The 13,203-nt window shown below is 54.7% G+C and carries 11 protein-coding genes and 1 pseudogene; 5 read left to right on the top strand and 7 right to left on the bottom strand.

Translation table 11 applies throughout. The features are described 5' to 3' along the window. Positions 1–12: 12 nt before the first annotated feature. Together tsaB and tsaE are read right to left on the bottom strand one after the other, a co-directional pair. Complete coding sequence (gene tsaB, locus NYE74_RS30960) at positions 13–870, bottom strand: tRNA (adenosine(37)-N6)-threonylcarbamoyltransferase complex dimerization subunit type 1 TsaB (RefSeq protein ID WP_036625279.1); 858 nt, start codon at positions 868–870, stop codon at positions 13–15. A 2-nt stretch (positions 871–872) separates the two neighbouring features. Then, on the bottom strand, positions 873–1,364 hold the full coding sequence (gene tsaE, locus NYE74_RS30955; RefSeq protein ID WP_036625281.1) for a tRNA (adenosine(37)-N6)-threonylcarbamoyltransferase complex ATPase subunit type 1 TsaE: 492 nt from the start codon (positions 1,362–1,364) through the stop codon (positions 873–875). An 893-nt stretch (positions 1,365–2,257) separates the two neighbouring features. Between tsaE and NYE74_RS30950 the strand changes: the two genes are divergently transcribed. Both NYE74_RS30950 and ku read left to right on the top strand, forming a co-directional pair. After that, complete coding sequence (locus NYE74_RS30950; RefSeq protein WP_249732660.1) at positions 2,258–3,205, top strand: IS110 family transposase; 948 nt, start codon at positions 2,258–2,260, stop codon at positions 3,203–3,205. A 598-nt stretch (positions 3,206–3,803) separates the two neighbouring features. Next, positions 3,804–4,661: pseudogene (ku, locus tag NYE74_RS30945) on the top strand (non-homologous end joining protein Ku); the annotation flags it as partial. Between the two features lie 275 nt (positions 4,662–4,936). Here the strand turns inward: ku and NYE74_RS30940 are convergent. After that, positions 4,937–5,884 (bottom strand): ATP-dependent DNA ligase, encoded by a 948-nt coding sequence (locus NYE74_RS30940; RefSeq protein ID WP_124331795.1) that lies wholly within the window; start codon positions 5,882–5,884, stop codon positions 4,937–4,939. A 387-nt stretch (positions 5,885–6,271) separates the two neighbouring features. On the opposite strand from NYE74_RS30940, the gene ligD reads away from it, so the two are divergent. Continuing rightward, on the top strand, positions 6,272–7,171 hold the full coding sequence (gene ligD / locus NYE74_RS30935) for a non-homologous end-joining DNA ligase (RefSeq protein WP_036625289.1): 900 nt from the start codon (positions 6,272–6,274) through the stop codon (positions 7,169–7,171). A 16-nt stretch (positions 7,172–7,187) separates the two neighbouring features. Here ligD and cls read toward each other — a convergent pair whose 3' ends face one another. Continuing rightward, on the bottom strand, positions 7,188–8,618 hold the full coding sequence (gene cls / locus NYE74_RS30930; RefSeq protein ID WP_036625291.1) for a cardiolipin synthase: 1,431 nt from the start codon (positions 8,616–8,618) through the stop codon (positions 7,188–7,190). 190 nt (positions 8,619–8,808) lie between these two features. Between cls and NYE74_RS30925 the strand changes: the two genes are divergently transcribed. Both NYE74_RS30925 and NYE74_RS30920 read left to right on the top strand, forming a co-directional pair. Next, positions 8,809–9,801 carry a M23 family metallopeptidase gene (locus NYE74_RS30925; RefSeq protein WP_036625292.1) on the top strand — a complete coding sequence of 331 codons (993 nt, stop codon included), beginning with the start codon at positions 8,809–8,811 and terminating at the stop codon, positions 9,799–9,801. 31 nt (positions 9,802–9,832) lie between these two features. After that, positions 9,833–10,252: a bactofilin family protein gene (locus NYE74_RS30920; RefSeq protein ID WP_036625294.1), complete on the top strand. Its 420-nt coding sequence runs from the start codon at positions 9,833–9,835 to the stop codon at positions 10,250–10,252. Positions 10,253–10,342: 90 nt separating this feature from the next. Here NYE74_RS30920 and NYE74_RS30915 read toward each other — a convergent pair whose 3' ends face one another. From NYE74_RS30915 to NYE74_RS30905, 3 genes are all read right to left on the bottom strand, one after another. Beyond that, on the bottom strand, positions 10,343–11,128 hold the full coding sequence (locus tag NYE74_RS30915) for an ABC transporter permease (protein ID WP_240752463.1): 786 nt from the start codon (positions 11,126–11,128) through the stop codon (positions 10,343–10,345). Further along, positions 11,112–12,026, bottom strand: coding sequence for an ABC transporter ATP-binding protein (locus NYE74_RS30910; RefSeq protein ID WP_124331796.1), 915 nt, complete (start codon positions 12,024–12,026; stop codon positions 11,112–11,114). Before NYE74_RS30910 ends, NYE74_RS30915 begins: the two co-directional genes overlap by 17 nt. A 417-nt stretch (positions 12,027–12,443) precedes the next feature. Beyond that, positions 12,444–13,109 (bottom strand): hypothetical protein, encoded by a 666-nt coding sequence (locus NYE74_RS30905; protein WP_036625302.1) that lies wholly within the window; start codon positions 13,107–13,109, stop codon positions 12,444–12,446. Between the last annotated feature and the right edge of the window lie 94 nt (positions 13,110–13,203).

Below are 13,203 nucleotides of genomic sequence, written 5' to 3'. Positions count from 1 at the left end.
CGGCTCCCCCCTTCACCCGTTGCGCAGCCGCTTGGCTTCCGCTTCGGCCAACTGGGTATAGTTCGGCTCAAGCGAATGAACCTCGTCGGCCGGAAACGTCCGCAGCCGCTTCACGCCGGCCATTCCCATGAAGATACCTTCCAGTTCGTAAGGGACCGGATGGACCGGCGCCAACGCGGCGGAACGCAGCTGGCCAATGGCCGCTTCGTGCTTCCCGGTTTCGCCCACAAACCAAACCGCGGCCGGGCGCTCCTGCGGCTCCAGCGCGGTAAGGCGCTGCAACAGCTCGCCGGCCCAGCCGTCCATTAGCCGGATGGCGTCGGGCGCGAGCCGCTGCGGCCAGCCGCCGGACGCCGGCGCGGCAAACAGCGCCGTATAGGCCTGGCCGCGCCGCGCGTCCACCAGCGGCACGATCCAGTGGCCGCCGGCGTAGCGGCGGTTCTCGGCGGCCGGCTTGGCCCGGCCGGCTTCAGCCGGGGCAGCGGCCCAAGCGCCCAGCTTGGCCGCGTCCTGCCCGCTGGCGCCGGCCCAGCCGCCCAGCGCCAGCGCCTCCAGGCTCGAGACGCCATATACCGGCAGCCGCAGCGCCCAGGCCAAAGTTTTGGCCGTCGTGACGGCGATCCGGATTCCGGTATACGAGCCTGGCCCGACCCCGGCGGCGATCCCGGTCAATTCCCGTTTGGACAGCCCCGCCGCGTCCAGACATTCCTTGATCGCCGTAACCAAAAGCGACGAATGATCCCGTTCGGCGTGCATGCTCCGCTCGGCCAGCAGCCGGCCATCCTCCATGACCGCTACCGCCAGCGACGACGTCGAGGTGTCAAACGCCAAAAGCCGCTGCTGCGGCCGCTGTTCGTAATTGTTGTTCATCTTCAGGAGACCCCATTCTTTTGCAGGGCGGACACCCACGCTTCATAGGGTTCGCCCCGCCCTTTGATATGCATTTTCCGCGCCGTGGCCGACACGGTTTCGATATAGATTTGCAGCAAATTTGCCGGAAGCAGCTCCTCAATCAGGCTGGCCCACTCCACCAGAGAAACGCCCGCCCCGTAAAAATATTCGTCAAGCCCCAGCTCCTCGGCCTCTTCCAGCGACAACCGGTACACGTCCATATGATAAAACGGCAGCCTGCCCTCGTATTCTTTGATCAACGTAAACGTCGGACTGTTGACCGTGTCCGTTACCCCCAGGTGTCTCGCGAACAATTGGGAAAACGCCGTCTTCCCCGCTCCCAAATCGCCGTCCAGCGCGATCACCGTTCCCGGCAGCGCCTGCCGGGCCAAATGGGCCGCCAGTTTTTCCGTTCCGTGCAGATCCTCGGCCTCATAAACGTACGAAGCAAAGGGTTTGTCAAATTCCACCATGCTCAACCACCTTTAAGCGAGCCAGTATAGCCCCGTGGCCCTTGAAGGCCCCGTCCTTACGGCCCGCCGGATGAAACGATCGCAAAAAAACGTATGTCCCCATTATATCGGTCCGCCGAAGCCCCCGCAACCACGAAACCTATCTGTTCAATACGGTTGTTGTGCTTGGAAATCTCCAATAGAATTGTAAATTAATAGTAAATATAGCATCCTGATTGGATATTTCCAATAGATGAGGCACGGTAGGATGCAAACTGGGCAATTTGAGCGTATTCTACAGGATTTTTCCCCATGAGAGTTCCAAAATCGGCCAATTTTTTGCGGTCACAACCACTCTAACGGTTGCCATAGCGCTTATTTAGCTATAACCCGGGTATTTGGGCTCAGATTAGAGCAGATAACCGCGCTCACAACCGTTAAAATTTAGAAAGGGACTTTTTTGGCAAAATAGCGACTAATACAACCGTTAGATTTTCTGGCGTGATCTCAAATGGAATAGCCGGCTAGGTGTACCAGAGATTTTGTGTAGGCGTTAATGCAACGCCAGTGACATATCTGGCCTTTACCCGGCAAATAGCGACTCCCCTGTCCGTTAGAAATCAAACCGGCGTCTTTTCAGGCAAATAACGGCGCCTGCAACCGTTAGAATCAAATATGGCCTGGCGGCCACCGCCATATATGAAAAATATGGGTTGTACACGCACTCACTTTATGAGGTAATAATTATAGGTGGATCATAGGTCGATTACATTTTGGAGAAACACTCCGTGTTAGAATCGGACCAATTGCAACCACGAGAATCGCCGATTGTTACCACGAGTACGAGTATAAAGTGTCATCTTTATACAAGGTTGCATGATCTGCTTAAAACATCCAGAAAGGAGTTGTTCGTTTTGGATGCGATTTTGGAACGATGTGCAGGTATAGATGTCCATCAGGATAATATCGTGGCCTGCCTTCTGTACGGTCCGCTCGACAAGAGACCGTCAAAAGAAATCGAGACATTCGGAACGACCACCAAGGAACTACTTCGTTTAAAAGACTGGCTCGAAGATCAACAATGTACCCATGTGGCCATGGAAAGCACCGGGGTATACTGGAAGCCGGTATGGAACATTCTGGAGGATTCTTGTAAGTTGACCCTCGCCAATCCGGCCCGCATCAAGAATGTTCCAGGCAAAAAAACCGACTATAGCGATGCCGAGTGGATCGCCCGGTTACACCGAAGCGGATTAATCGAGCAAAGTTTTGTCCCGAGCGTAGATATTCGCGACTTGCGTGACCTCACTCGATACCGCCGGAAACTCCTGCAGAATGTGACCCAAGAGAAGAACCGGATTCACAAGATATTGCAAGATGCCAATCTGAAACTCACCACCTTTATGTCAGACGTCTTTGGGGTTTCCGGCCGATTGTTACTTGAATCCATTGTCAACGGTGAAGTGCTTAATGAACGGCAGGTTCGTGACATGGTGAAGTCGTCTCTGAAACGCAAAGTTCCCGAACTTATTGAGGCGCTAAACGGCCGTTTACGCCTTCATCATCGGAAAATGATTCGAAGACATCTGGAGCATATTGCGTATCTAGAACAGGAGATTCAAGAACTGGAAACAGAAATTGAACAACTGACTATGCCTTATCGCTTGGAAATGGAGTTGCTGGACACTATTCCTGGGATCAAACATGATGCAGCGGCGAGCATCGTGGCCGAATTGGGTACAGATATGTCACATTTTCCATCCGATGCTCACCTTTCTTCATGGGCCGGGGTATGCCCAGCCAACCATGAAAGTAACGGTAAAAAAAACGAAAAAAGAACCAACGCGGAAATAAGGGACTAAAATCCGTACTTTGTCAATGCGGTTGGGCCGCCATAAGGGTCAAAGACTCCCGGATATCCGCTTTATATTACAGGCTAGTCAAACGAATGGGTAAACAAAAAGCCATTATAGCGGTTTCACATTTACTCTTACGGATCATCTACGTCGTCCTACGAGATAAAGTGCCTTACGAGGAACTGGGCGCAGACTATTTGGGTAAACGTGAAAAAACCATCGAGTACTGGATTCGAAAAATCAAACAGATGGGCTATGAAGTTGAACTTCATGAACTGAATTCAGTATAAACCCATATTATGGAAAAAAAGAATCAAACACCCCCCCTTTTTGTTTCGACGCGCTTCCACACTTTAACGCGTTGAGTTATTTTTCGTATAAATTTAGAAAAGATCCTTTTTCGTAAAATAGCCGCTGCTACAACCGTCAGAGCTCCGGCGGACGATAGTTTCGATTCGAAACCCCCGCTAATAGAAAAATATTTTAAAACCATAATAAGACCTATGAGCGTTTCATGCGCCAACTGAGCAACCAATTCAGCCGCATAAACCACATAAACATGCATAAATCGCCTAACGCCTAAAAAGAAAGGAGCCATCCCCTCATGCATACCGTCTGGAAAGGGGCGATCAGCTTCGGGCTGGTCCATGTTCCCGTCAAAATGTTTTCCGCCACGGAGGACAAGGACATCTCCATGAAATATATCCACAAAGTGTGCGGCAGCCCGATCTCCTATGTCCGGCGCTGTCCGGCTTGCGATGTCGATGTCAACTGGGAGGAAATTTCCCGCGGCTACGAATACGAAAAAGGGAAATTCGTCCTGTTTGAAAAAGAGGAGCTTGAGCAGCTGAACGATCACGTCGAAAAAACGATCACCATTCTCGATTTCGTCGATTTGGAAGAGATCGATCCGATTTATTTTCAAAAAACGTATTACCTCTCGCCCGATCAGGCGGGCTCGAACGCCTACCAACTGCTGCTCGAAGCGATGAAGCAGTCGGGGAAAATCGGCATCGCCAAAATCGCCATCCGCTCCAAAAGCAGCTTGGCGGCGATTCGGGTGCTGGAGGGCTGCCTGGCGGTGGAGACGATTTTTTATCCCGATGAAATCCGGCCGATTTCCCAAGTCCCCAACCTCCCGGAAACGATTCAAGTCAACGACAAAGAGCTGACGATGGCCAAATTGCTGATCGAGCAGTTGTCAACCCCGTTTGAGCCGGAAAAATATACCGACGACTACCGGGAGGCGCTGCTTGAACTGATCGAGCACAAGGTGTCCGGCGAGGAGATCAGCCTGGCTCCGGCGAAACCGGAGACCAATGTCATCGACCTGATGGCCGCGCTGCAGGCCAGCATCGAGGCGGTCAAACCGGTTGCGACCGATCCCGGCCCCGCCAAACGAACGCGCAAGCCCGCCGCCAAAAAAGCCAAAGCGCAGCCGGAGGAAGGAGCGGTAGCGGGAAGGGGTGCAGTGGGAGGCGCAGCAACGGGAGGCGCAGCAACGGGAGGCGCAGCAACGGGAGGCGCAGCAACGGGAGGCGCAGCAACGGGAGGCGCAGCAACGGGAGGCGCAGCAACGGGAGGCGCAGCAACGGGAGGCGCAGCAACGGGAGGCGCAGCAACGGGAGGCGCAGCAACGGGAGGCGCAGCAACGGGAGGAACGCCAACCGTCGCGGTCAAACCGAAGCCGAAACGCAAAAGCCCCGCCAAAACGAAAGCCGAATAACGGGCCGGACGCTACATGTTTTGCGAAACGCTGCATTCCTCCGCCGGGACGCCCCCCCAGCCTTGTATGATCGGGTGGCGCATCGTTCCGCCGGGCGTCCACTCCAGAAATTGCACTTTTACGGTCAGGGCCGGCTGAATCCAGACGGCCCCTTTGATGCGTTCGGGCACGTTGTAAAACGGCCGCTCCGGCACGGCGAGCCCCGGAATCTTGGCGGTCAGCTTGCGCCACTCCCGAACCTTCCATTTTCCCGTCCCCGCATGTCCGATGTACAAAAACCGCCCTTCGTCGTCATATAAGCCGAGCAATATCGCGTTAACGATGCCGTCCCGGTACGTAACGCCTCCGATCGCCGCATGCAGATCCCGGGCCAGCTTCCGCTTGACCCATCTGCCATCCTTGCCGCCGATCAGGTACGGGCTGTCAAGCTTTTTGCAGACGATGCCTTCCCAGCCCCGCTCTTTCATCAGGTTAAACAGAAGCTGTCCATCCCGGGTATTGGGAACAAGCTGCACCCGGTCGCCGGGAACGACGATCTCCTGCAGCAGCTGCTGGCGTTCGGCCAGCGTACGTCCGGTCACCCAGCCGCCGTCGTAATATAAAATATCAAAAATCATGTAAATGGCCTGAATCCGTCCGCTCGCAAAGCGGATTTCCCGTTCCCGCCGCAGGCTGTCGCGCCGCATGATCTCATGAAAAGAAGGCTTGCCCCCGGATAAAGCGATCATCTCCCCGTCAAGGATGACCGAGCTCGCCCGGCAGTACGAGGGGACGTCGATGAATTCCGGATATTGCGCCGTCCGGTCGTTGCCTTTGCGGTTGATGAGGCGCGTCTCCCGCCCGTCACGGTAGGTCAGCATCCGCACGCCGTCCCATTTGACCTGGGCCACCCAGTTTTCCCCCTGCGGGATCGTTTCGCTGCGAATCGGTTCAAACGGCGCGACCGGTTTTAAATCCATAAGTGTTTGCCTCCATCTGTCTTTTTAAGTTGAACTAATGACTGTAGGGGGGATAAAGGCAGCCGGGTGAAATGTTCTTACGATCGCTGTTGTTCTCGGATTTCTATGATTTAATTAAATTCATGTATGGTCGAAATCCGCTCACAAAGGCGAACGCTTCGCTTCTTCAGAATCATTTCACCCTCTTGCCTATTCCCGAACTTTTGTTTAGTTCAACTTATAGCTCGATGTCTTCCAAGTTTGCCCATCGCCGCCAAGCTCCATTCTCCCGCCGGCTCATAGTTTCCGCGCCCCCAGGCAAGCCTAGAGATAATAACCCCGCGGGAAGCGCGGCCGGATCGCCCCAGCCAACCGACCTTCCCGCTTGAAAGGAGCTGTCCCAAGCGCATGCCGAAATCGATCAAAGGCACCATCCTCGTCGATGGCGCGGAAGTGCCCGTATCCAATCCCGACAAGCTGCTCTGGCCGGAAGCCGGCATCAGCAAACGGATCTATTTGGAGAAGCTCGCCGAGCTGTCGCCGTACCTGCTGAAATACTGCAAAAACCGCCTGCTGACGACGATCCGTTATCCCGGGGGCATCCACGGCAAATTTTTTTACCAGAAAAACGCGCCCGACCCGCTCCCGCCGTTCGTGCGCACGGCGCTGCACGAGAACATCCGGTACGTCGTTATGGACAGCCTGCCCGTCCTGCTCTGGCTGGGCAATTTGGCCTGCATTGAATTTCATCCTTCGCTGCATTACGTAGGGGAAAGCTTGCCCTGCGAATGGATGATCGACCTCGATCCGTCCCGGGAGGAAGAGCCGCGGATCATGGAGGCGGCCGCCATCGTCGGCGATGTTTTGGCTTCATTGGGACTTGCCTCCGTGCCCAAAACGTCGGGGGCCACCGGCGTGCAGATCATCGTCCCCGTCGAATACGGAGTTACCTTCGATGAATTGCGCTCCATCGGCCACTTTGTGGCCCGCTATGTCACCGAAAAACATCCGGGCCTGTTCACCATCGAACGGTTGAAAAAGGACCGGGGCGACAAAATCTATTTCGACTATCTGCAGCATTACGGCGGCAAAACGCTGGCCGCGCCATACACGCCGAGAGCCCGCGCCGCAGCCAGCGTCTCGACGCCTTTGACTTGGGAGGAGGTGCGCAAGGATCCCAAACCGTCCGACTTCAACCTGCTGAACATCGGCCGGCGCCTGAAGGAACGCAGGGATTTGCTGGCGGCCGTTCCGCCCCAGTCCGTCAAGCTGATTCTGCAGCATTTGCGCGGCCCCGTGAAGGTGTAACCCGCTACAGCAAAGGCTACAGTAAAGGCGACAGCAAACGCGCAAGCAGCTCCATTCCTTTTTGCCAGCGCGAACGCCGGGCAAATTCCGCAAGCCGGATCGGGACCGAGTCGGATATATCCCGTTCGAAATCGTCCGCGAGTTTTGCGATCGGTCCCTGATCGAACAGCAGCGCGGTCATTTCAAAATTGTAGAAAAAGCTGCGCATATCCATATTCGCCGTTCCGACGGAAGCAAGCAAATCATCGACCAGCAGGACTTTGGCGTGGATAAAACCCTTCGTATACTGATAGAACTTCACCCCGGCGGCCAGCAGTTCCTCAACGTACGACAGCGAAGCCAGCTTGACCAGCCGGTGATCGGCGTGATACGGCAAAATGACGATCACTTCGACTCCGCTGAGGGCCGCCGTTTTTAAAGCCGTATAAACCGCCTCGTCCGGGATGAAATAAGGCGATGCGATCCAGATTCTCCGTGTCGCCACCGACATCGCGCCAAAGCACATTTCCCGGATGTTGTTCCTCGGCTGGCCCGGGCCGCTCGTTAAAATTTGCACCTGCTCCCTGCCCTCGCAGCGATGGTCGGGAAACAAGCCCGGTCCTTCGATCCGCTGGCCGGAAGCCAGCCGCCAGTCGTGCACAAACGTCATCTGCAAAAAATAAACGGCATCGCCGCGCAGCTGCAAATGCGTATCTCTCCAGTATCCGGTTTTAGCGTACAGCCCCAAATAATCGTCCCCGACATTCAGCCCGCCCACAAAGCCAACGGTTCCGTCCACAACGATAATTTTGCGATGATTGCGGTAATTCAACCGGCGGCTCTGCAAAGCGGTCAGCGGCGGCAGGAAGAAATAAACCTCCACTCCCTCCGCCCGCAGCCTGCGGACAAAGGAAGCCCGCAGCAGATAACTGCCCAAGCCGTCGCAAAGCAGCCGCACCTTCACCCCTTCTTTCGCCTTGCGGATCATGACCTCCTGAAATCGGGAGCCAATCCCGTCGGCGCGGAAAATGTAAAATTGTACATGGATGTGGTCCTTCGCCTTCTCCATTTCCTCCAGCATAGCGGAAAAAGCGGTTTCGCCCTCCGAGTATACCTGCGTTTGATTGCGGCCCGTGATGGGACTTTTCGGCCAATGCGTCAGCAGCCCGAACAGCCGTTTTTGATTTTGAAAAGCCGGATTCTGCGCCTCTTCGGCCGTGCTTACGATAGACATCCGCTTCCGCAGCTTCGCCTGGGCTTCGGGAAACGGCCGCCGGCTGCGGAGCCGCAGCCATTTGCGTTTGGTGTAATCCTTCGCCACGAAATAATAGGTAATGAATCCAATGAACGGACAGAGGAACAAAATAAACATCCAAGCCACGGCCTTGCTAGGGTTCCTGAACTCCAAAATGAGAATCATAGCGATTGGAGCGATGTACGCGAGTAAAACTACAAGCAACCAGATCATAGGTGCAGCCTCCCCTAGCCATCAGCTTTAACCATCCGGCCTCCGGTTTATTCATCCCGCTCGCCTTGTATGACGGTTCGTACGTAAAACGCGATTTATATCAGACAGGGATTACATTTTTGACATGATTTAAGAGTCATAGGAATAGATAAGATATAGAACCAACTCGAGAAGTAGGGGAGGAGATGCCATGAGGAGTGTAAGCTTGCCGAACCCTAACCGGATGACGCTGCTTGTCCTTCGCGACGCCAACCAGCCCGTCAAGCAGGTTCAAGTGTCCAAGCCGCTCGTTGTTGCCGTCCCGCTGCTGGCGCTGCTGTCGATTTCCGGCCTGATCGTCAGCCTGCAAATCCAATCGGACCACACCGTTTCCAGGCTGGAAAAACAATTAAAATCGCAGACCATCGCTTTTGAAGCGGTCGTTACCGACAAAAACGAAGCGATCCAGCGTCTGCAAAATGAAGTGATTGCGCTTTCCGGACAATCCAAGGACATGATGGACCGGATGGAACGCGTGGCGGAGCTGGAGGCCCAGCTTCAGAAATTCATCGATAAGTACGGCGATTCGAAGGAGCTGGGCAAGCTGTCTTCCCTGTCCTGGGACAATTCGCAGGATTCGCTTGCGGACAGCGGGATCGGCGGCGAATTTATCGCCGTTCACGACAATGAAATTGAAACCCTTGCCCGGGAGACGAGCGACGATTTTGCGATGATGAGCGACATGCTGGATGAAATGGAGAAAAACGTCCCGGTTACGCTCAAAAAAGCAAGGCAAACGCAATACTCCATTTCCGGCACGCCTTCGGAATGGCCCACGCTGTCCACGCGGCTGACTTCGAATTTCGGGTACCGGACGGATCCTTTTTCCGGCCGGGCCGCTTTTCATGCCGGCATCGATATCGGCGGCAAGCTCGGCGATCCCGTTTACGCCGCCGGAGCCGGCAAAGTCATCACCACCGACAAGGACAGCTCGCATGGGAGATATATCGTGATCGAGCATCCCGGGGGCCTGCAAAGCTGGTATTTGCATTTGAACGAGATCGGCGTTATCGAAGGAGACACGGTCGACAAAGGACAGCAGATCGGCAAGCTGGGCAGCAGCGGGCGCAGCACCGGGCCGCATCTTCATTTTGAAATCGTGAAGGCCGGCAAACCCGTCGATCCCCTGCCCTATTTGAAGTAAATATCCTAAGTATGGAGGATTGAAGTGAACGATGTTAAAAGACAGGAAAAATGCCGCAGGACTCACCGACACGTTAATCGGCCAAGGCAGCAGCATCGAAGGCAAACTGGAGTGCAAATCGAACCTGCGTCTGGAAGGAAAATTCAGCGGTGAAATCGAGTGTCTGGGACAGGTCGTGATCGGCGAGACCGGAGAAGCCCGCTCGAATATTCAAGGCGGCGAAGTGGTCGTGGCCGGCAAAGTGGTCGGCGACATATCGACAAGAGGGAAGCTGACAATTACGGGAAACGGCCAGGTTGACGGAAATGTCGACGTCGCCAAGCTGATCATTCTCGAAGGCGGGCAGCTCAACGGCTCAAGCAAAATGGAACCGGCCGCCCCCGCCCCTGCTCCCGCACCCGCAAACGCTAAGGAGAAGCGAAAAAAATCGGCGCAGCCGGAAGCAGGGTAATCTCCGGTGCGCCCAAGGCACTGGAACCCCCCGGGTATCCATGAAAGTTCCCGCCTGCCGGATGCCAACGGGAACTTTTTGCTTTGACGGTCAAGCCGCGACATCCCTTTTTTTGAATACAAACCAGGAAATAAGAAGAAACAGCACGACGTACGCGGCCAGCACCGCCGATGAAAAGCCGAGCGTCATTCCTGCGGGTCCTGTACGTCCGCCGTAGTACTGGCTTAAATTCATATTGGTGAACAGGATGTATTTGGCCCACGGAAAGCGCACCGGGTTAAACAGCGCCGCGAACAGGTCTCCGGCAAACAAAATGAAAATGGACAAACCGATGGCAAGTCCGCCGGAGCGAAAAACCGTGGACAGCATGAAAGAAAAAATCGTAATCACGAAAAACTTTATGTAGTTATAGAGCCAATTTTCCAGAATGGACAGGGCCGGACTTGCCCCTTCCGGAAACACGGCCGAAGGCATGTCCGGAAAGATGAGAAAAGAGACCGCCAGCGCCGCGGCAAAAAACACCGCCGACATCGCCAGCGTAAACAACAGCACGGCCAGCAGCTTGGAAGCGAGCACCTTCGTGCGGGTCCAAGGACGAATCAGCAGCAGCTTGATCGTTCCCCACGTAAATTCTCCGGCAACCACATCGGCGGCGGCGATGGCGGCGAAAATGCCGACTAGATAATACAGAAAGGTCAGCTGATCCACGGCGTCCCAGGCGCTGAGCGTGGAAATTCCTCCATCCAGCGCATACAAAGTCCCAAACAGGAACGTCAGCAGAACCAGCAGTCCGGCCATGATCCAGGTGCGCAAACGGCGGTATATTTTCATATTTTCGTTTTGGACGAGCCGCCAAAAATTACTCAATGCGCCCACCTCCCGTAAGCTCCAGAAATTGATCCTCCAGCGAACGCGTCAACGCCCGGATTTCATAAACGGAAATGCCCGCCATGACCAGCTTCGCGTTGATTTCCGCCGCCTTGGTCCGATCCGCCGCGACGATCAGGCGGCTGTTTTGAATGCGGCCGGCTCCGATTACCCCGGCAGCCCGCTCCGGGTCGCTAACCTCAAAGGCGATTTCCCGCCCTTGTTCCGCTTCCCCTTCCGTCCGCAGCGGTTTGACGTCGATGAGCCGCCCCTGCTGAATCACGGCCACCGTATCGCACATCAGCTCCATTTCCGCGAGCAAATGGCTGGAAACGAACACGGTCGTGCCTTCCTCGCGGGCCAGCGTCCGCAAGTAATCGCGAAGCTCGCGAATCCCCTGCGGGTCGAGGCCGTTGGTCGGCTCGTCCAGCACCAGCAGCTTGGGCCGGTGCAGGATTGCTTGCGCCACGCCAAGCCGCTGGCGCATCCCCAGCGAATAGGTTTTCACCTTGTCGTGGATGCGTTGCTCCAGGCCCACCAGCTCAACCGCTTCCCAAATCCGCTGCTTCGTCACCCCCGGCGACATCCGGGCGTAATGCAGCAAATTTTGGTACCCCGTCAGGAACTTGTACATCTCCGGGTTTTCCACAATCGCCCCCACATGCGAAATCGCTTGTTCGAAATGCTGCTTGATACTGGCCCCCTGAATGAAAATATCGCCTTTGGAGATCGACATCAGGCCGACCATCATCCGGATCGTCGTCGTTTTCCCGGCCCCGTTCGGCCCAAGAAACCCGTACACCTGTCCCGCCGGAATGTCCAGCGTCAAAGAATCGATCAACGTCTTGGAGCCGATCGTTTTGCTCACGCCCTGAATCCGCACAACAGGCTCCTCCGTCACCGTCATGTTGCTCCCCCTTTACTTCTTGTTTGTCGATAGTTCCTTGCTTCGAAACTTCTTATTATACTTCAAAATGTGCAACAAAAATAATGCCTGGCCAAAACAACACCTGGAATGCATGGCACATTGATTGCACGATATCACCGAACTTCACCATTATAATCAGGTAATATTATAATCAAGAATATTTCTATATTCTACCACAAAATGGCATGCCCTTTAACCCGCTTGTTTCCAGGCCAAACCTATATAGAAGAATACACGATTATAGTTATACATAAGTTGCGGACCTACTGCTAAGTTTTGCACGGCCTGCCGCTTTGCAAGGACAAACAAGTTTACTCCTTCTGCACGCCTTGCATGGCAACCCAACCCGCTCCTTCTGCTCCCCAGTTCCTTTTTGCTGTGCTAATTCTTTTGAGCCTAGTGAAGATAGTTTAATGCCAGTTCCTGGAGCTCGTATGCACGAACCCCACGTCCCGTTTCGATAGGGCCCAACATTCCTTTGGCCGAAAGGACTCGAAGGCGATTGCGGGCGGTCCTAAAGTCGATATCAAGCTCTTGGATCACGTCCCTTGGCCGGACGCGCCCGCCCAGCCTCCAAGCCAAACGGAGAATTTCCTTCTCCCTGACGGGCAACCCCTGATCCCTGCCGTCTCGCAGAAGGTAAGGACTGATCACTAACTGAAGCAGCATGCGACATACCTCGGGACGCTGCTGCACATCATCGAAGGAAAAATGGATCATTGTCCAGCCCATCCCGGTTAAAAACGTATCCCGATTCAGCGAATAGCTGAACCTCTCACGATCCATGTCTTTAACATGGCTTTGAAACCCATCGCACTCCAAACCAAAGCGGCCGAAGGCCGGCAAAAAGGCAAAATCGAGAAACTGCGACTTTCGGTTCCAATCATACACTTCATACTCCGGGTGCAGGTTATCAAGAGTTCCGAACAGCGGCCACCACACATTTTGCAATAGAAGTTTCTCGGCATATTGATGCCCGCGAAGCAGCCTGCCTTTCCTTTCCCCCGCCCTGCCGGACAAATGATACTCTAAAAACGCCTGATGAGCTTTTTCAAACTCCATGAGCTTCCCTCCCCATTAACCATAAAAAAAGAACGTCCCGACGCATACCACGATATGCGTAATGGACGTTCTTCGTCTGAACCTAGTATAACAT

Source organism: Paenibacillus sp. FSL P4-0127, assembly GCF_038007325.1.
Lineage (GTDB): Bacteria > Bacillota > Bacilli > Paenibacillales > Paenibacillaceae > Fontibacillus > Fontibacillus macerans.
Note: the sequence above shows the minus strand (reverse complement) of the source record. Positions and strands in the feature narration are given on the sequence as shown.

Bases quoted from the DNA above. Each gene is read 5' to 3' on its own strand.
- tsaE (WP_036625281.1), bottom strand. From the start codon at position 1,364: ATGGTGGAATTTGACAAACCCTTTGCTTCGTACGTTTATGAGGCCGAG.
- NYE74_RS30905 (WP_036625302.1), bottom strand. From the start codon at position 13,109: ATGGAGTTTGAAAAAGCTCATCAGGCGTTTTTAGAGTATCATTTGTCC.
- NYE74_RS30925 (WP_036625292.1), top strand. From the start codon at position 8,809: ATGAGGAGTGTAAGCTTGCCGAACCCTAACCGGATGACGCTGCTTGTC.
- NYE74_RS30920 (WP_036625294.1), top strand. From the start codon at position 9,833: ATGTTAAAAGACAGGAAAAATGCCGCAGGACTCACCGACACGTTAATC.
- tsaB (WP_036625279.1), bottom strand. From the start codon at position 870: ATGAACAACAATTACGAACAGCGGCCGCAGCAGCGGCTTTTGGCGTTT.
- NYE74_RS30940 (WP_124331795.1), bottom strand. From the start codon at position 5,884: ATGGATTTAAAACCGGTCGCGCCGTTTGAACCGATTCGCAGCGAAACG.
- cls (WP_036625291.1), bottom strand. From the start codon at position 8,618: ATGATCTGGTTGCTTGTAGTTTTACTCGCGTACATCGCTCCAATCGCT.
- NYE74_RS30910 (WP_124331796.1), bottom strand. From the start codon at position 12,026: ATGACGGTGACGGAGGAGCCTGTTGTGCGGATTCAGGGCGTGAGCAAA.
- ligD (WP_036625289.1), top strand. From the start codon at position 6,272: ATGCCGAAATCGATCAAAGGCACCATCCTCGTCGATGGCGCGGAAGTG.